Origin of the sequence: Pseudomonas triticifolii (assembly GCF_014358015.1) — a bacterium.
GTDB lineage: Bacteria > Pseudomonadota > Gammaproteobacteria > Pseudomonadales > Pseudomonadaceae > Aquipseudomonas > Aquipseudomonas triticifolii.
The window spans coordinates 1-16,788 of sequence record NZ_JACONV010000002.1; the positions used below are offsets into that span (position 1 = coordinate 1).

The 16,788-nt window shown below is 57.8% G+C and carries 18 protein-coding genes; 10 read left to right on the top strand and 8 right to left on the bottom strand.

The window, feature by feature from the left end; genetic code table 11:
• Window positions 1–170 precede the first annotated feature (170 nt).
• A complete protein-coding gene (locus tag H8S56_RS04645) occupies window positions 171–398 on the top strand; it encodes a YheU family protein (RefSeq protein ID WP_004879420.1) in 228 nt (75 codons plus the stop codon).
• A gap of 3 nt (window positions 399–401) precedes the next feature.
• Here H8S56_RS04645 and csrA read toward each other — a convergent pair whose 3' ends face one another.
• From csrA to H8S56_RS04660, 3 genes are all read right to left on the bottom strand, one after another.
• Complete coding sequence (gene csrA, locus H8S56_RS04650) at window positions 402–599, bottom strand: carbon storage regulator CsrA (RefSeq protein WP_024685494.1); 198 nt, start codon at window positions 597–599, stop codon at window positions 402–404.
• 177 nt (window positions 600–776) lie between these two features.
• Window positions 777–1,589 (bottom strand): SDR family oxidoreductase, encoded by an 813-nt coding sequence (locus H8S56_RS04655; RefSeq protein ID WP_187518015.1) that lies wholly within the window; start codon window positions 1,587–1,589, stop codon window positions 777–779.
• A 103-nt stretch (window positions 1,590–1,692) separates the two neighbouring features.
• The gene (locus H8S56_RS04660; protein WP_187518016.1) at window positions 1,693–2,070 is read right to left on the bottom strand and encodes a DUF2784 domain-containing protein; all 378 of its coding nucleotides are present in this window, start codon (window positions 2,068–2,070) and stop codon (window positions 1,693–1,695) included.
• 290 nt (window positions 2,071–2,360) lie between these two features.
• Between H8S56_RS04660 and H8S56_RS04665 the strand changes: the two genes are divergently transcribed.
• Complete coding sequence (locus H8S56_RS04665; RefSeq protein ID WP_073171148.1) at window positions 2,361–2,519, top strand: DUF3309 family protein; 159 nt, start codon at window positions 2,361–2,363, stop codon at window positions 2,517–2,519.
• 92 nt (window positions 2,520–2,611) lie between these two features.
• On the opposite strand, the gene H8S56_RS04670 is transcribed toward H8S56_RS04665, so the two are convergent.
• From H8S56_RS04670 to H8S56_RS04680, 3 genes are all read right to left on the bottom strand, one after another.
• The gene (locus tag H8S56_RS04670; RefSeq protein ID WP_024685497.1) at window positions 2,612–4,270 is read right to left on the bottom strand and encodes a cation acetate symporter; all 1,659 of its coding nucleotides are present in this window, start codon (window positions 4,268–4,270) and stop codon (window positions 2,612–2,614) included.
• Window positions 4,267–4,578, bottom strand: a complete 312-nt coding sequence (locus tag H8S56_RS04675) for a DUF485 domain-containing protein (RefSeq protein ID WP_187518017.1) — start codon at window positions 4,576–4,578, stop codon at window positions 4,267–4,269. Before H8S56_RS04675 ends, H8S56_RS04670 begins: the two co-directional genes overlap by 4 nt.
• A gap of 236 nt (window positions 4,579–4,814) precedes the next feature.
• Complete coding sequence (locus tag H8S56_RS04680; RefSeq protein WP_024685499.1) at window positions 4,815–5,669, bottom strand: glycine betaine ABC transporter substrate-binding protein; 855 nt, start codon at window positions 5,667–5,669, stop codon at window positions 4,815–4,817.
• 1,170 nt (window positions 5,670–6,839) lie between these two features.
• Between H8S56_RS04680 and H8S56_RS04685 the strand changes: the two genes are divergently transcribed.
• The 3 genes from H8S56_RS04685 (at window position 6,840) to H8S56_RS04695 (ending at window position 9,996) form a co-directional block, all read left to right on the top strand.
• A complete protein-coding gene (locus tag H8S56_RS04685; RefSeq protein ID WP_024685500.1) occupies window positions 6,840–8,138 on the top strand; it encodes a serine/threonine protein kinase in 1,299 nt (432 codons plus the stop codon).
• On the top strand, window positions 8,131–8,943 hold the full coding sequence (locus H8S56_RS04690; RefSeq protein WP_187518018.1) for an MlaA family lipoprotein: 813 nt from the start codon (window positions 8,131–8,133) through the stop codon (window positions 8,941–8,943). The genes H8S56_RS04685 and H8S56_RS04690 overlap by 8 nt, the downstream gene beginning before the upstream one ends.
• A 198-nt stretch (window positions 8,944–9,141) precedes the next feature.
• Window positions 9,142–9,996 carry a pirin family protein gene (locus H8S56_RS04695; protein ID WP_187518019.1) on the top strand — a complete coding sequence of 285 codons (855 nt, stop codon included), beginning with the start codon at window positions 9,142–9,144 and terminating at the stop codon, window positions 9,994–9,996.
• Between the two features lie 149 nt (window positions 9,997–10,145).
• Here the strand turns inward: H8S56_RS04695 and H8S56_RS04700 are convergent, their stop codons facing one another.
• Both H8S56_RS04700 and H8S56_RS04705 read right to left on the bottom strand, forming a co-directional pair.
• A complete protein-coding gene (locus tag H8S56_RS04700; RefSeq protein WP_024686329.1) occupies window positions 10,146–11,330 on the bottom strand; it encodes a patatin-like phospholipase family protein in 1,185 nt (394 codons plus the stop codon).
• A gap of 50 nt (window positions 11,331–11,380) precedes the next feature.
• Window positions 11,381–12,313, bottom strand: coding sequence for a lipid A biosynthesis lauroyl acyltransferase (locus H8S56_RS04705; protein ID WP_024696010.1), 933 nt, complete (start codon window positions 12,311–12,313; stop codon window positions 11,381–11,383).
• 120 nt (window positions 12,314–12,433) lie between these two features.
• On the opposite strand from H8S56_RS04705, the gene minC reads away from it, so the two are divergent.
• The 5 genes from minC to H8S56_RS04730 all read left to right on the top strand — a co-directional run bounded on the left by minC (window position 12,434) and on the right by H8S56_RS04730 (window position 16,736).
• Window positions 12,434–13,174: a septum site-determining protein MinC gene (minC, locus tag H8S56_RS04710; RefSeq protein ID WP_024686327.1), complete on the top strand. Its 741-nt coding sequence runs from the start codon at window positions 12,434–12,436 to the stop codon at window positions 13,172–13,174.
• Between the two features lie 231 nt (window positions 13,175–13,405).
• On the top strand, window positions 13,406–14,218 hold the full coding sequence (minD, locus tag H8S56_RS04715; protein ID WP_187518020.1) for a septum site-determining protein MinD: 813 nt from the start codon (window positions 13,406–13,408) through the stop codon (window positions 14,216–14,218).
• Window positions 14,218–14,472, top strand: coding sequence for a cell division topological specificity factor MinE (gene minE, locus H8S56_RS04720; protein ID WP_004879390.1), 255 nt, complete (start codon window positions 14,218–14,220; stop codon window positions 14,470–14,472). Before minD ends, minE begins: the two co-directional genes overlap by 1 nt.
• 90 nt (window positions 14,473–14,562) lie before the next feature.
• A complete protein-coding gene (locus H8S56_RS04725; protein ID WP_187518021.1) occupies window positions 14,563–15,198 on the top strand; it encodes an RluA family pseudouridine synthase in 636 nt (211 codons plus the stop codon).
• A 248-nt stretch (window positions 15,199–15,446) separates the two neighbouring features.
• Window positions 15,447–16,736, top strand: a complete 1,290-nt coding sequence (locus H8S56_RS04730) for a M18 family aminopeptidase (RefSeq protein ID WP_024686324.1) — start codon at window positions 15,447–15,449, stop codon at window positions 16,734–16,736.
• The last annotated feature ends 52 nt before the right edge of the window (window positions 16,737–16,788 follow it).

The following is a 16,788-nucleotide window of genomic DNA, read 5'->3' on the forward strand; positions in this document are numbered from 1 at the left end:
CGTGAGTCGAGCGTTAGGCTCACTGAGTCCACAACCTGCGCCACGCTCCCTGCTCACACGCAGTAAAGGGCACGGTCACATTCCGTGGGCGGACCCAACTGATAGCCTTATAAATTGCGACATCCGATATCACCGCACTATCATCGCTGGCTATCGACACGAGAACCGCCATGCTCATCCCCTACGACCAGCTTGAACCTGACACCCTCACCCGCCTGATCGAAGACTTCGTCACGCGCGAAGGCACCGACAATGGTGACGAGACCCCATTGCAGACCCGTGTGCTACGCGTCCGCCATGCGTTGACCAAAGGCCAGGCCGTGATCTTTTTCGACCTGGAAAGCCAGCAGTGTCAGCTGATGCTCAAGCACGACGTGCCCAAGGAATTCTTCGACTGATCGTCAGACGGCAGGCGATCCGGACTGCTGCTGTGCCAGCTTGTTGGCGATGCGTCGAAAGACCTCGGCGCGATGGATCTTGATGTCCTTGGGCGCATCGATCCCCAGCCGGACCTGATTGCCGTTCACACCCAGAATCTGCACGGTAATGTCATCACCGATCGAAAAGGTCTCGCCAATTTCCCGCGTCAGTACAAGCATTTGTCGACTCTCTTGTTGTTACAAAAGAGTCAGGGTGCAGCGCAGGACGGGGGGCTTCAATACGGGCATAGCAAATCAGTAACGTCCTGCAAGTGCGCCGGAGCGCACTGACGGAAACGTCCTACCTGCCAGCCAAAATGCAGGAACTTTCACTCCGAACGCGCCGAGCACGCGCTATCAAAGCGCTTGTCGCGCCTTGGCACGCATCTTCGCGCACATGACGGTCATCTCGTCGTACATCGCCTCGGGATGCTTGCGCTTCAGGTCCCACGCCATGCGTCCTTCTTCATGAGGCAGGATCATGAATTCACCTCTGCCGACCTGCTGAAAAATGTGATCGGCGATGTCGCTCGCCGTGATCGGTGATTTCTCCAGCAACCGACCGATCTGTGCCTTCATCGCAGGCGTGGGCCCACGAAAGGAGTCCAGCAGGTTGGTCTGGAAGAATGACGGGCAGACGACATGCACGCCCACTTCCTGATCGCGCAACTCCACCAACAGGCTTTCAGACAAAGCCACCACACCGGCCTTGGCCACGTTGTAGTTACTCATGGCCGGCGCCTGCATCAGCGCGGCCATCGAGGCAATATTGATGATCTTGCCCTTGCTGGCCTGCAGCATCGGCAGGAACGCCTTGCAGCCCTTGACTACGCCCATCAGGTTGATTGCGATCTGCCAGTCCCAGTCTTCCAGCGACAGCTCATTGAAAAATCCGCCCGAGGCGACACCGGCGTTATTGACAATGATGTCGATGCCACCGAAACGCTCTTCGCAGGCTTGAGCGAACGCGGTCAGCTGGCTGTAATCGCGCACGTCGCAACGCTGCACGAAACCCTCACCGCCGGCTTCGCGAACCAGACCCAGGGTTTCCTGCAATCCGGCGTCGTTGACGTCCGACAGCGCCAGACGCCAGCCTTCGCGCGCCCAGCGCAGTGCAATTTCACGGCCCAGACCCGAACCGGCGCCAGTAATCATGATGCGGTTTTGCATAGCGGAATGCCTTGTGGTGTGCAGGAGTGATCCCAGTGTAATCACAGCCGGGGCCGGGCAACCCCAACATCAGAACGCTGAATACCCAGAGCTAACCCGCGTCTCATGCACGCCTGAGCCTGCGCGCGCCTCGCACCAACAAGACGCCGTAGACCGCCGCGTTAAGCAACACCACGATGCCTCCCAGCCAGAGCTGGATCTGTGGCGTCAGCGCTGCGGGGTAAATCAGCGGGATGAGGTAGTGCTCAACGAATCCTCCGTCATAGCCCTGCTCGCCTGCCATGGTGCGCAGCGCGTTTTCCAGCGGCGTCAGCGGACAATACAGGTGCAGGAACTCGACAGCCGCGCCCCATGTGATCGCTGGAATATGCAGCACTGCTGCCCACGGTTTGCGCAGCACGAGCAAACCACCCAACAAGACAAACAAAATAAACGCCAGATGAAAAAACACCACAGCATCGGCAGCAAGGCGATAGATCATGGGTAAGTCCCTAATCGGTCAACGCGAGGGGCGCGGAGGTTTAACGCCCTCATTAGTTCAATCTTTTATCGGTGTTTCTTGATATATCCAACACTCGAAAAATCGCAAAAAATACCTCCAAACCACTGATATTTAAACAATTTTAAAATTTGTAAGTTTTTATTCTTCATGAGTCGAACCTTTCATGATTCGCCGGAGTCGGATGTTTCAAGCAGGTAAAAACCAACGCCTTAGAGCTGAAAGATTTTAACTGCAGGAACTCTAACCGGAATTAAAAGAAGGAACTCATCATGGGCATCGGTACTATTCTAATCATCGTTCTGATTCTGCTGCTGGTCGGCGGCCTGCCGGTCTTCCCGCACTCGCGCAGCTGGGGCTACGGTCCGTCGGGCGTGATCGGTACGATCCTGATCATTCTGCTGATTCTGGTATTGCTCGGCAGAATATAACGTTCCGCCCAAAGCCCCGCTCTTGCAAGCGGGGCTTTTTATTGGACAAAAAAAAGCAGCCCGAGGGCTGCTTTTCTCATGCTGCGTATCGCTTAGTGTGACACCGCACCGCTGGCACCCAGGCCAGTCTGCGAGCGTACGAACTGCGGGTAGAACAAGGCGCGCTCGCCCTCTGCCGCTTTCGACTTGTCGGTGATGGAGAAGAACCAGATACCCACGAAGGCAATGGCGATGGAGAACAGCGCCGGGTATTCGTAAGGGAAGATGGGTTTCGGGTTGTGCAGGATCTGCACCCAGATGGTAGGACCAAGCACCATCAGCACGACAGCGCTGATCAACCCCATCCAGCCGCCGATCATGGCGCCACGGGTCGTCAGGTTTTTCCAGTACATGGAAAGCAGCAGGATCGGGAAGTTGCAGCTCGCCGCTACCGAGAACGCCAGGCCAACCATGAACGCGATGTTCTGGCTTTCGAAGGCGATGCCCAGCAGGATGGCCACGACCGCCAGAGCGATGGTGGTGATCTTCGAGATGCGAATCTCATCCTTCTCGTTGGCCTTGCCTGCCTTGATCACGCTGGCGTACAGGTCGTGAGACACCGCCGATGCACCGGCGAGGGTCAAACCGGCTACAACGGCCAGGATGGTCGCAAACGCAACCGCCGAGATGAAGCCCAGGAACAGACTGCCACCCACTGCGTCTGCCAGGTGAACCGCCGCCATGTTGTTACCACCCAACAGCGCACCGGCCGCGTCCTTGAACATCGGGTTGGTGCTGACCAGCAGGATCGCGCCGAAACCGATGATGAAGGTCAGGATGTAGAAGTAGCCGATGAAGCCAGTGGCGTAGAGCACCGACTTACGGGCTTCCTTGGCATCGCTCACGGTGAAGAAGCGCATCAGGATGTGAGGCAGACCTGCAGTACCGAACATCAGGGCCAGGCCCAGCGAGAATGCCGAGATCGGGTCTTTCACCAGCCCGCCGGGGCTCATGATTGCCTCACCTTTAGGGTGAACCTTGATGGCCTCAGAGAACAATACGTTGAAGTCGAAGTTGACGTGCTTCATCACCATCAGCGCCATGAACGAGGCACCGGACAGCAGCATCACTGCCTTGATGATTTGTACCCAGGTGGTTGCCAGCATGCCGCCGAACAGCACGTACAGGCACATCAGGATACCGACCAGTATCACCGCGACGGTGTAATCCAGACCGAACAACAGTTGGATCAGCTTGCCGGCACCCACCATCTGGGCAATCAGGTAGAACGCAACCACGACCAGCGAACCGCAGGCCGACAGGGTACGAATCTCTTTTTGCTTGAGGCGATAGGAGGCCACGTCGGCAAAGGTGTACTTGCCCAGGTTACGCAGGCGCTCGGCGATCAGGAACAGAATGATCGGCCAACCCACCAGAAAGCCGATCGAGTAGATCAGGCCATCGTAGCCGGAGGTGTATACCAGCGCGGAAATACCCAGGAAGGACGCCGCCGACATGTAGTCGCCTGCGATGGCCAGACCGTTCTGAAAGCCCGTGATCTTGCCGCCTGCCGAATAGTAGTCCGATGCTGTCTTGTTTTTCTTCGAGGCCCAGTAGGTGATGTAGAGCGTAAACCCGACGAACGCCAGGAACATCACGATCGCCGAAACGTTCAAGGGTTGTTTCTGAACCGCCCCGGTCAGGGCATCTGCCGCCATAAGGGCCGGCGCACATACAGAAAGGCCAATGGCCAGAGATAGACGACGGATCATTGCTGAGCCTCCTTGAGAATCGCATTGTTCAGGTCGTCGAACTCGCCATTGGCGCGGCGCACGTAAATGGCGGTCAGGATGAATGCCGAAATAATCAGCCCCACCCCGATCGGCATTCCCCAAGTAATAGAAGAGGTCGCGCTCAGTTTGGCACCCAGGATATGTGGCCCATACGCAATCATCAGGATGAATGCAGCGTAAAGTCCAAGCATGATCGCCGAGAGAGTCCAGGCGAAACGCTCTCTCTTGGAAACCAGCTCCTTGAAACGCGGGCTGTTTTGAATCGAGAGGTAAATGCTGTCGTTCATTGTTTTTGTCCTCGCAGCACAGATGAGATGTCACGTATTCCACTTTAGTCAGGTCCGGCGCGCACTCCAGACGACCTTAGTATTAGAACGACATTAGCCGTGGATTCGCGATGCTGCACCGGATCGTGAATCTTCCACCTCGCAGATACTTGAAAACAGGGATACCTGAAACGCAAAAAGCCGTCTGGCAATAACGCCAGACGGCCTTGTAAGCATTGAAAAAGACGCGTCAGGTGTTACTTGGCGGTCCATTCGGCAACGCGGTCAGGGTGCTTGGCTACCCATTCCTTGGCAGCAGCCTCAGGCTTCGCGCCGTCCTGGATAGCCAGCATGACCTCACCAATTTCGTCCTTCGACGCCCACTGGAACTTCTTCAGAAACGCCACAACGTCAGGCGCTTTCTTCTCAAGGCCCAGGCTTGCAACGTTGTCGACTGTTTCAGCAGCGCCGTAAACACCCTTTGGATCTTCCAGGAAGCGCAGTTTCCACTTCGCAAACATCCAGTGCGGCACCCAGCCGGTCACGGCAATGGATTCGTTACGTTTTTCGGCCCGGGTCAGCTCGGCAATCATGCCTGCGCCAGAACTGGCCTGCAGCTTGTAGCCGTCCAGTCCATAGTCCTTGATGGCCTGATCGGTCTTGATCATGACGCCTGAGCCTGCATCGATGCCGGTGATCTTCTTCTTGAAGGAATCATCGGTCTTGAGGTCTTCGATGGATTTGGCTTTCACGTATTCCGGCACGATAAGGCCGATCTTGGCATCCTTGAAGTTGGGTCCGTAGTTGACGACCTGATCCTTGTATTTGGTGTAGTACTCGCCGTGAGTACCCGGCAACCAGGCGGACAACATCATGTCCAGCTTGTCGGTGGCCACGGCCTGCCACATGATCCCGGCCGCAACCGATTGCAGCTTGACGTCATAACCCAGCTTTTGTTTGAGCACTTCGGATGCCACGAAGGTGGTGGCCACGCTGTCGGACCAGCCTTCTACATAGCCAATGGTCAGCGTCTTGGTTTCAGCAAGGGCCAGCGTGGAGCTGACAGCAAGTACCAGAGCGGCACCCGCCCCCAGGATTTTTCGCATCTTCATCGTCACTTCCCCGGAAGTCCTGCACCGACGGTTGTCGGGCATGGATAACGTTGTTTTTCAAGACCGCCTGTATGTCCGGCTTTGGGGCACACGGCGACCTTCACGCTTTGATCGGTCCTGCGCGCAATGTCACGCACCGCGACGCCACCTTGATAATCAACCTGCACAGGGTTGCGACATGCTCTGCCTGCGACACTTGAACAACGGGAAACGACATCAACAAGCCATCAGCGACATGGGTGGCAAAAAAAACCCGAAATTCCGTCTGGATCTTGCATGTCGGCAAAAAACGCGGCGCTTGACTGCAGACGTCAACCAACGATGACGTGTCATGTTGAGCCGGAAACAGGATGTGTTACCGCGCCCGGCTGGAGCATGACTGTTTCGGGTAACACGGAAACAATCTGACATGCGTCGCGCCTGTCTCGCACATCGAATTTTTTATAAGCAATTGATTTATATAGATTTTAAAAAGTTGGCACGCCTTCTGCTATCTCTCCTGCACAACAAAAACAAGAAATGTGCATCAACCCAATAAGAACAAGACGTAACGGCTCTGACATAACAAGAACAACACGGACAGAGACGCAGCTAACAGATTTTTTTGGAGTGGATCAGCTTTACAGGGACTTCTCCTACTGAGGCCCCGCGATCGGACAGAGAACAATAAAACTACCCCAAGGTAGCGCCAGAACCGGTTGGACCATGATGTTGTGCAGACAGGTGGTTAAAGTGAATCAGCGCTCAAAAAAATACGTTTGCTCTTGACCCCGGATGGGGGTCGCACAAAAACGCTGTAAAGGGTCTGGCACCAAAAACAACAATAGCCACCCTATAACAATAAAAAGAGCACGCAAAACACACTAGAAGGAGAGCCTCGGCTCTCCTTTGTGCTGTCTGCCTGTCAGGCCTGCGCTCTGTCTCCAGTAACGCCCCCGCCCCTACGGCATTGCCCGCCTGCTCTATAGGTGCGAGACACGGTCACCTCAGTTAGACGTTAAAAACCGGTCAGACGTAAAAAAACGCACAGATGTGCATTGCGAAATCCACAGAACGTGTATTGTTCCGTCAGGTTTACAAAGGTTCTTCCGGCAATGCGGCACTTTGGCACTATCCCGGTGGTCATAGCCTGCGTACCTCATCAGCACTTCTTTCCCAAGGGATTTAGTCATGCTCCGTTTTCTGCGCTTCGCTACCGTTCTCGGTGGCCTGTGTTTAAGTGCGTCCGCTCTGGCGACCAATGTCGACCCCGCTACCTATGGCTACCCGCTGACTAACCCGTTTGAAGCAACCATTGCTACAACGCCACCCGACTTGCGTCCTGACCTGCCTGACGATGAAGACATCGATCAGGATGTCTACACGCTCAACTTGCATCCTGAGCGTGAATTCACGCTGCCCGACAACTTCTGGGCTGTGAAGAAACTGCACTACCGCCTGGCCAAACAGGATCACGCTGCGCCGCTGATCTTCCTGATTGCAGGCACCGGCGCGCCTTACAACAGCACCATCAATGAATTCCTGAAAAAGCTGTATTACGGCGCGGGCTACCATGTTGTGCAGTTGTCGTCGCCCACCAGCTACGACTTCATGAGTTCGGCTTCGCGCTTCGCCACGCCCGGCATTTCCAAGGATGACGCAGAAGACCTTTATCGGGTCATGCAGGCCATCCGTGCCCAGCAGGCCCAGTTGCCTGTGACTGACTATTACCTGACCGGTTACAGCCTTGGCGCACTCAATGCTGCGTTCGTCAGCCAACTGGACGAAACCCGACGCAGCTTCAACTTCAAGAAAGTGCTGCTGCTCAACCCGCCAGTCAATCTGTACACCTCGATCAGCAACCTCGACAAGCTGGTGCAAACCAACGTCAAAGGCATCAACAACACCACGACCTTCTATGAACTGGTATTGGCCAAGCTGACGCGTTACTTCCGGCAAAAGGGTTACATCGACCTTAACGACGCTCTGCTGTTCGACTTTCAACAGTCCAAGCAGCACCTGACCAATGAACAGATGGCAATGCTGATCGGCACCTCGTTCCGCTTCTCGTCGGCCGACATCGCGTTCACTTCAGACCTGATCAACCGTCGCGGCCTGATTACGCCGCCCAAGTTTCCGATCACTGAGGGCACCAGCCTGACCCCTTTCCTCAAGCGCGCGCTGCAGTGCGACTTCGACTGCTACCTGACCGAGCAAGTGATCCCGATGTGGCGTGCCCGCACCGACGGTGGCAGCCTGCTGCAACTGGTGGATCAGGTCAGCCTGTATGCACTCAAGGATTACCTGCACAGCAACACCAAAATCGCAGTCATGCACAACGCAGACGACGTGATTCTGGGCTCCGGTGACCTGGGCTTCCTGCGCAAGACTTTCGGCGATCGCCTGACCGTTTACCCTTACGGCGGCCATTGCGGCAACATCAATTACCGCGTCAACAGCGACGCCATGCTGGAGTTCTTCCGTGGCTAAACGTCTTTTACTCCTTGCCGCCCTGCTCAGCGCTGGCACGGCCCAGGCCGCTGACGCGGACACCAGCAACAAAGCCCAGCACCCTGCTACCGTGGCGCGCCAAGTGGACGCTGACGGCTTCACTCAGCCGTTGAAATCGCTGCAATTCAACCCGGGCCTGGACCAGCGTGAGTTCGAGCGTGCGTCCATCAATGCCCTGGAAGTCTACGACCCGCTGGAGTCCTGGAACCGCCGGGTCTATCACTTCAACTACCGCTTCGACGAGTGGGTATTCCTGCCGGTCGTGAACGGCTATCGCTACGTGACGCCGGGCTTCGTGCGCAGCGGTGTCAGCAACTTCTTCAGTAACCTGGGCGACGTTCCCAACCTGCTGAACAGTCTGCTGCAGTTCAAGGGCGAACGCTCGCTGGAGACCACCGGCCGCTTGTTGCTCAACACCACCATCGGCATCGCCGGCCTGTGGGATCCGGCGACCATGATGGGGCTGCCGCGCCAGAGCGAAGACTTCGGTCAGACGATGGGCTTCTATGGCGTGCCTGCAGGCCCTTATCTGGTGCTGCCACTGTTCGGTCCATCCAACCTGCGTGACACCGGCGGGCTGCTGGTCGACTACAGCGCAGAAACGCAGATCAACTTCCTGAACGTGGCTGAAGTCAGCAGCGATCACCCGGAGATCACCGTGCTGCGGGCCGTCGACAGACGCTACGTGACCAGCTTCCGCTATGGTCAGTTGAACTCGCCTTTCGAGTATGAAAAGGTGCGCTACGTCTACACCGAATCGCGCAAGTTGCAGATCGCCGAATAAGCGAAACACGCTGAAAAACGGCCAGCTCGATCACTCGGGCTGGCCGTTTTTGTTTGGGGATCTGACGCGAGCGTCCAGAGGCTTCAAAAAACGACCTATATATCGATCAATCCGATCAAGCCTCCCCACTATTCGAAACCATCTATCGATCCAACAGGCATACCATAGGTCCATTACCCCTATGAGGAGTGCATGTTCATGGCTCAATTTCGTAAAGTCCTGTCGATCCAGACGGGCCAACCGACTTCCGATGGTGCCGGCGTGCGTCTGACGCGGGTGTTTGGCGGCCAGGGCGTGGAACAGTTCGACCCGTTCCTGATGCTCGACGAGTTTGGCTCAGACAAACCCGACGATTACATCGCAGGTTTTCCGCCACACCCCCATCGCGGCTTCGAAACCGTGACCTACATGCTCGAAGGCCGCATGCGCCACGAAGACCACATGGGCAACGTAGGTCTGCTGCAGGGTGGTGGCGTGCAGTGGATGACCGCAGCACGCGGCATCATCCACAGCGAAATGCCTGAGCAGGAAGAAGGTGTGATGCGCGGCTTCCAGCTGTGGCTGAACCTGCCGGGCAAGAACAAGCTGGCCGATGCCAGTTATCAGGACATCCAGCCGGAAAACATTCCTCGTCTGACCACGCAGGCAGGCGTCGACGTGGTGGTGATCGCCGGTCAGTTCGATGACGGTCAGGTTCAACAGACCGGCGCCGTGCAGCGCCCCGACACCGAGCCCCTGTATTTCGATTTTCACCTGCCGGCAGGCAGCGGCATCAGCCCACGCATCCCGCAAGGTCACCGTGCATTGCTCTACGTGTATGAAGGCAGCATTGAGGTGCAAGGCTGCGCACAAGCGATCGGCACTCGCCGCATGGCGCGTCTGGGCGATGAAGGCGAACTGCACATCACCAGCGAAAACGGTGCGCGCGTCCTGCTGATCGCAGGCAAACCGTTGCGAGAGCCGATCGTGCAGTATGGGCCGTTCGTGATGAACACCCGTGAGGAGATCGAACAGGCACTGCGCGATTTCCGGGATGATCGTTTGACGGCGTGACGTCAATTGTCCCAGCCGCAAGTAACGTATGAAAAACAGGCAACCTGCTGAATAAAGGCGATTTTTGCGGGAGCGAGCTTGCTCGCGAAAGGGCCAGCGCTGATCAACTCATGATGCGTTCGCGCTGGCCTTGCCCATCGGCACACGCCTCAAGGCAGCCGCAAAAACCGCTTCAACTCCGCCCCTTGAGCCATCGCGTCGTGCCGCCCCAGCTCGATCAATTCGCTGCAGTACCCCGATTCGAACAGCAGATAACTCAATACGCTGGCACCACTGGTCTTGGTCGCGCCCGGACCGCGCAGAAAGGTGCGCAGTGCAGGCGGCAGCTCGCGACGATGGCGGGCAGCGATCTCGTCCAGCGGCTGGCTCGGGGAGATGACCAGTACCTCTACTGGCGCCAGGCCTGGCTGACAACGGGCCTGTTCGTCGGGCAGTAACGCGCTGGCCATGTTCAACCGCTCAAGCAATTCGATGTCGCTTTCCAGATTGTCGATGAACGTACTGTTGAGCATGTGCCCGCTGATCTGCGCCAGGCTGGGTTGTGCGCCACTGGTAGGTCGAGAGGGCTGTTTCCTGGCCTGCAGACCACGCGGGTTGCCGCTCACGCCGACGACCAGCACGCGGTTGGCACCCAGGTGCAGCGCGGGGCTGATGGGGGCCGACTGGCGTACTGCGCCGTCGCCAAAATACTCGTCCTCCAGCTTGATCGGCGCGAACAGCAGCGGTATGGCCGAGCTGGCGAGCAAGTGGTCCACCGTCAGTTGAGTCGGCTTGCCGATGCGCCGGTGACGCAGCCAGGGCTCGATGGTGCCACGTCCCTGATAGAACGTGACCGCTTGCCCGGACTCGTAACCGAACGCTGTCACTGCTACGGCACGCAAGTGGTGGGCCTCGATGGCAGCATCGATCCCGCTGAGGTCCAGTCGCTCGGTCAACAGGTCACGTAAGGGCGAGCTGTTGAGCAAGGCCACCGGAATGTTGCGGCCAAGTCCGATCATGCTGCGACCAAAGAACCGCCCGGCCTGACGAATCACGCCCGGCCAGTCACTGCGCAGCACCTGATGGCTGCGGAACGACTGCCAGAACTCGGTCAATTGATGGATGGCGATACGAAAATGCAACGCGCCGCTGGCCAGCTTCACGGCATTGATCGCACCGGCCGATGTGCCGACGATGACGGGAAAGGGATTGGGAGAACCGGGGGGCAACAGGTCGGCAATGCCCGCCAATACCCCGACCTGATACGCGGCACGTGCGCCGCCGCCTGAAAGAATGAGCCCGGTGACAGGCTCGACATCGTTTGCAACAGGGGTCGCTACGGCGGATTCTGGCATCTACAACTGACCTCGGTGATCAACGACGCTTTTTATTATGTTTCTGCTTTTTATTTATGCTTTTTGTATAGCTTCGGTTCGCCAGCAGGTCGACTCTTGAAGCGGCGATGCGCCCACAGGTATTGCGATGGGCACTGGGTGATAGCACTTTCTACCCATTGATTGATGCGCAGGCAATCGGCTTCGTCGCTCTCGCCGGGAAAATCCTGCAACGGCGGATGAATCACCAGTCGATAGCCGCTGCCGTCCGCCAGACGCTGCTGAGTGAACGGTACGACCTGGGCGCGACCCAGCTTGGCAAACTTGCTGGTCGCCGTCACAGTCGCCGCCTGAATGCCGAACAGCGGCACGAACACGCTCTGCTTGGCGCCGTAGTCCTGATCCGGCGCATACCAGATCGCACGACCCGCACGCAAAAGTTTGAGCATGCCGCGCACGTCTTCACGTTCCACAGCCAGCGAATCGAGGTTGTGACGCTCGCGACCACGCCGCTGGACGAAGTCGAACAGGGCATTGCGGTGTTCGCGGTACATGCCATCAATGGTGTGCTGCTGGCCAAGCAAGGCCGCGCCGATTTCCAGCGTCGTGAAATGCAGGGCCATCAAAATCACGCCTTCACCCTTGTCACGTGCGTTCTGCAGATGCTCCAGCCCTTCCACGTGCGCCAGCTTCGCCAGCCGCTCTTTGGACCACCACCAGCTCATGGCCATTTCAAAGAAGGCGATACCGGTGGAGGCGAAGTTTTCCTTGAGCAAGCGCTTGCGCTCGGCAGAGGACAATTGAGGAAAACACAGCTCCAGATTGCGCGAGGCGATATATTTTCGATCAGTGGCGACCCGGTACATCACCGCGCCCAGCAGCCGACCAATGACCAGCAGCACACGAAACGGCAACTGCACGATCAGCCACAGAAGCCCCAGCCCCAGCCATAGCGGCCAGAAACGGGGGTGAAGGAAATGGGCGTTAAAGCGCGGGCGATCCATTTGGGCTTCCGTCAGAACAAAGGCCGCGCATTCTACATCGGTTCGACCGGCTTGCGGCCTGCGGGCGTTCTCGTTATAAGTCTCGGCACTTTTAGCGACAAGCTGTTGTGTAAGCCGACCATGAGCCAGATTGAATCGCAAAACCCGGAACCTGTATTTCAGCTCAAGGGCAGCATGCTTGCCATCACTGTGATGGAGCTGGCCCGAACCAATCTTGAAGCGCTTGACCGGCAACTGGCGGCCAAGGTCGCGCAGGCGCCCAACTTCTTCAGCAATACCCCACTGATCCTGGCGCTGGACAAGCTCGCGCCCAACGAAGGCTCGGTGGACCTGCCGGGGCTGGTGCGCATCTGTCGCCAGCACGGGCTACGCACGCTGGCGGTCCGCGCCAACCGCATTGAAGACATCGCTGCCGCCATCGCCGTCGACCTGCCCGTGCTGCCGCCGTCGGGTGCCCGCGAGCGCGTACTGGACCCGGTCGAAGCCGAGCCCCCGAAAAAGATTCCGGAAAAACCACCCGAGCCCACCATCAAGCCAACCCGCGTGATAACCGCGCCGGTGCGCGGCGGCCAGCAGATTTATGCCCAGGGTGGCGATCTGGTCGTGGTTGCACCGGTCAGCCCCGGTGCGGAACTTCTGGCCGATGGAAACATCCATGTGTACGGCCCAATGCGCGGTAGAGCGCTGGCAGGCATCAAGGGCGACACCAAGGCACGGATTTTCTGCCAGCAGCTGAGCGCCGAGCTGATTTCGATCGCCGGGCAGTACAAGGTGTCCGAAGACCTGCGCAGGGATCCGCTGTGGGGCTCGCCGGTACAAGTCAGCCTGTCCGGTGACGTGTTGAACATCATTCGGCTTTAACGGATACTGCCGCAATTTTTAAAGCATCCCTGATTCGTCGCGAAAACGTAGTAAAGGTTGTAGGAAATCCTGAGGAGCACTGCTTCTCATCCGGTATTTGAGTCGAAAGTTGCAGCGTGGAGCTCTCTTTCCGGTATCAGACCACAAGATTTCCATCATTCTTCGACTAACGCCGCGTCAAGGGATGCTCATCAGGGACTAAAAGTCCTTTTCCTCTAGGGGTGATTCACCTTGGCCAAGATTCTCGTTGTTACATCCGGCAAGGGCGGTGTGGGCAAGACCACCACCAGCGCCGCTATCGGTACAGGCCTCGCACTGCGCGGCCACAAGACTGTCATCGTCGACTTCGACGTCGGCCTGCGCAATCTCGACCTGATCATGGGTTGCGAACGTCGCGTCGTGTATGACTTCGTCAACGTGGTCAATGGCGAGGCCAATCTGCAGCAGGCCTTGATCAAGGACAAAAAGATCGAAGGCTTGTTCGTACTTGCAGCCAGCCAGACCCGTGACAAGGACGCATTGACCAAGGAAGGCGTCGAAAAAGTCCTGATGGAGCTCAAGGAATCGTTCGAATTCATCGTCTGCGACTCTCCAGCCGGCATTGAAACAGGCGCGCATCTGGCGATGTACTTCGCTGACGAAGCCATCGTCGTGACCAACCCTGAAGTGTCGTCGGTACGCGACTCGGACCGTATGTTGGGCCTGCTTGCCAGCAAATCCCGTCGCGCCGAAAACGGCGAAGACCCGATCAAGGAACACCTGCTGTTGACGCGCTACAACCCGGAGCGTGTCAGCAAGGGCGAGATGCTCGGCGTTGAAGACGTGAAGGAAATTCTTGCCGTCACGCTGCTTGGCGTCATCCCTGAGTCGCAAGCGGTACTTAAGGCCTCAAACCAGGGCGTGCCGGTTATCCTCGATGACCAGAGCGACGCAGGCCAGGCCTACAGCGATGCCGTTGACCGCCTGCTGGGCAAGACTGTTGACCACCGGTTCCTTGATCAGAAAAAGAAAGGATTGTTTGAACGCCTGTTCGGGAGCAATTAATGAATATTTTTGACTTCTTTCGTGACCGCAAAAAAGAAAGCACGGCTTCGGTCGCGAAAGAGCGTCTACAGATCATCGTTGCGCACGAGCGTGGCCAGCGCAGTACACCGGACTACCTTCCTGCCCTGCAGAAAGAGCTGGTGGAAGTGATCCGTAAATACGTCAATATCGAGTCCGACCAGGTACAGGTCGCTCTGGAAAACCAGGGCAGCTGTTCGATTCTGGAACTCAATATCACTCTGCCAGATCGCTGATCAGGCAGTCGCCCACGGCGGTATCGGTGCCCTCCCCAAGAGGTAACACCCTTACCGCCGTTGGCGTTTCTCGCGTTTCGAGGCCGTTGCATGCCGTTGTCGAACATCCGCATCATTCATCAGGACGCTGCCGTTCTGGTGATCGATAAGCCTACCCTGCTGCTTTCCGTCCCCGGTCGTGCCGACGACAACAAGGACTGCCTGATTACCCGCCTGCAGGAAAACGGCTACCCCGAGGCCCGCATCGTCCATCGTCTGGACTGGGAAACCTCAGGCATCATCCTGTTGGCGCGCGACGCCGACACTCATCGCGAGCTGTCACGCCAGTTTCATGACCGTGAAACCGAAAAGGCCTACACCGCACTGTGCTGGGGTCAGCCTGCACTGGACAGCGGCAGCATCGATTTGCCGCTGCGTTACGATCCACCGACCAAACCGCGCCACGTGGTGGACCACGAAGCAGGCAAGCATGCGCTGACCTTCTGGAAGATCATCGAGCGCCACGACACGCATTGCCGGGTCGAGCTGACGCCAATCACCGGTCGCTCTCACCAGTTGCGGGTGCACATGCTGTCCATCGGGCATCCGCTGCTGGGCGATGGTCTTTATGCGCATCCCGAGGCACTGGCGGCGTACCCGCGCCTGTGCCTGCACGCCAGCATGCTGAGCTTCACGCACCCTGTGACCGGCGAGCGGTTGACGTTTGAGTGCCCTGCGCCGTTTTGATGTGAGCTTTCGCCGCCGCGTCCAATGCCTTTAAACACCACGTAACCGGCTGAAAGACGCCATCTGTTGCGGGAGGCGGCTTGCCGGCGATGGTATCGGTTCAGTCGCCGACAAGGCGCTTGAGGCACCGTATCGCTGGCAAGTCACCTCACGCGATCCCGTATGGCGATGAAACACAGGGGTATATCCCGCGTACAGAGTTCATGGCCAATGCGGTAAACTCGCGCCATTGCTGTCTGGAGCTAGTTATGCGCGAAGAGTTGAATAAAGGCCTCATCGATTTCCTCAAGGCCTCTCCTACACCGTTCCACGCCACCGCCACCCTCGTTCAACATCTTGAAGCTGCAGGCTTCCAGCGTCTGGACGAGCGCGACACCTGGTCTATCGAAACGGGCGGACGCTATTACGTCACCCGCAATGACTCCTCCATCGTCGCCTTTCGCATGGGCCGCCAGTCGCCACTGACCGGCGGCATTCGCATGGTCGGCGCACACACCGACAGCCCGTGCCTGCGGGTCAAGCCGCAGCCTGAGCTGCAGCGTCAAGGCTTCTGGCAACTGGGCGTCGAAGTGTACGGCGGTGCATTGCTGGCGCCCTGGTTCGACCGCGACCTGTCTCTCGCGGGCCGCGTCACCTTCCGTCGTGACGGCAAGGTCGAAAGCCAGTTGATCGATTTCAAGCTGCCGATCGCAATCATTCCCAACCTGGCCATCCACCTCAACCGGACCGCCAATGAAGGCTGGGCGATCAATCCACAAAACGAACTGCCACCGATTCTGGCTCAGGTCGCCGGTGACGAGCGGGCCGACTTCCGCGCCCTGCTGACCGATCAACTGGCACGCGAACACGGCCTGAACGCCGACGTGGTACTCGACTACGAGCTGAGTTTCTACGATACGCAAAGCGCAGCGGTGGTCGGCCTGAACGGCGACTTCCTCGCCGGTGCACGGCTGGACAACCTGCTCTCCTGCTTCGCCGGACTGCAAGCGTTGCTCAACAGCGATACCGATGAAACCGCCCTGTTGGTCTGCACCGATCATGAAGAAGTCGGCTCGTCTTCGGCCTGCGGTGCAGATGGCGCAATGCTGGAACAGATCGTCCAGCGCCTGCTGCCGAGCAGCGAGGACTACGTTCGCACGATCCAGAAATCGCTGCTGATCTCAGCGGACAATGCCCACGGCATTCACCCCAACTACGCCGAAAAGCACGACGCCAACCACGGACCGAAGCTCAATGCCGGGCCGGTGATCAAGGTCAACAGCAACCAGCGTTACGCCACCAACAGCGAAACCGCCGGTTTCTTCCGTCATCTGTGCATGGCTGAAGAAGTGCCCGTACAGAGTTTTGTGGTGCGCAGCGACATGGCCTGCGGTTCGACCATCGGGCCGATCACGGCCAGCCATCTGGGCATCCGTACGGTCGACATCGGTTTGCCAACCTTCGCCATGCACTCGATTCGCGAACTGGCCGGCAGCCATGACCTTGCGCACCTGGTCAAAGTGCTCACTGCGTTCTACGCCAGCCACGAGCTGCCGTAACGCAAAGCGTCAAAACATCACGTTCGCAGGCGCTGGTCTGCGGACGTGACGT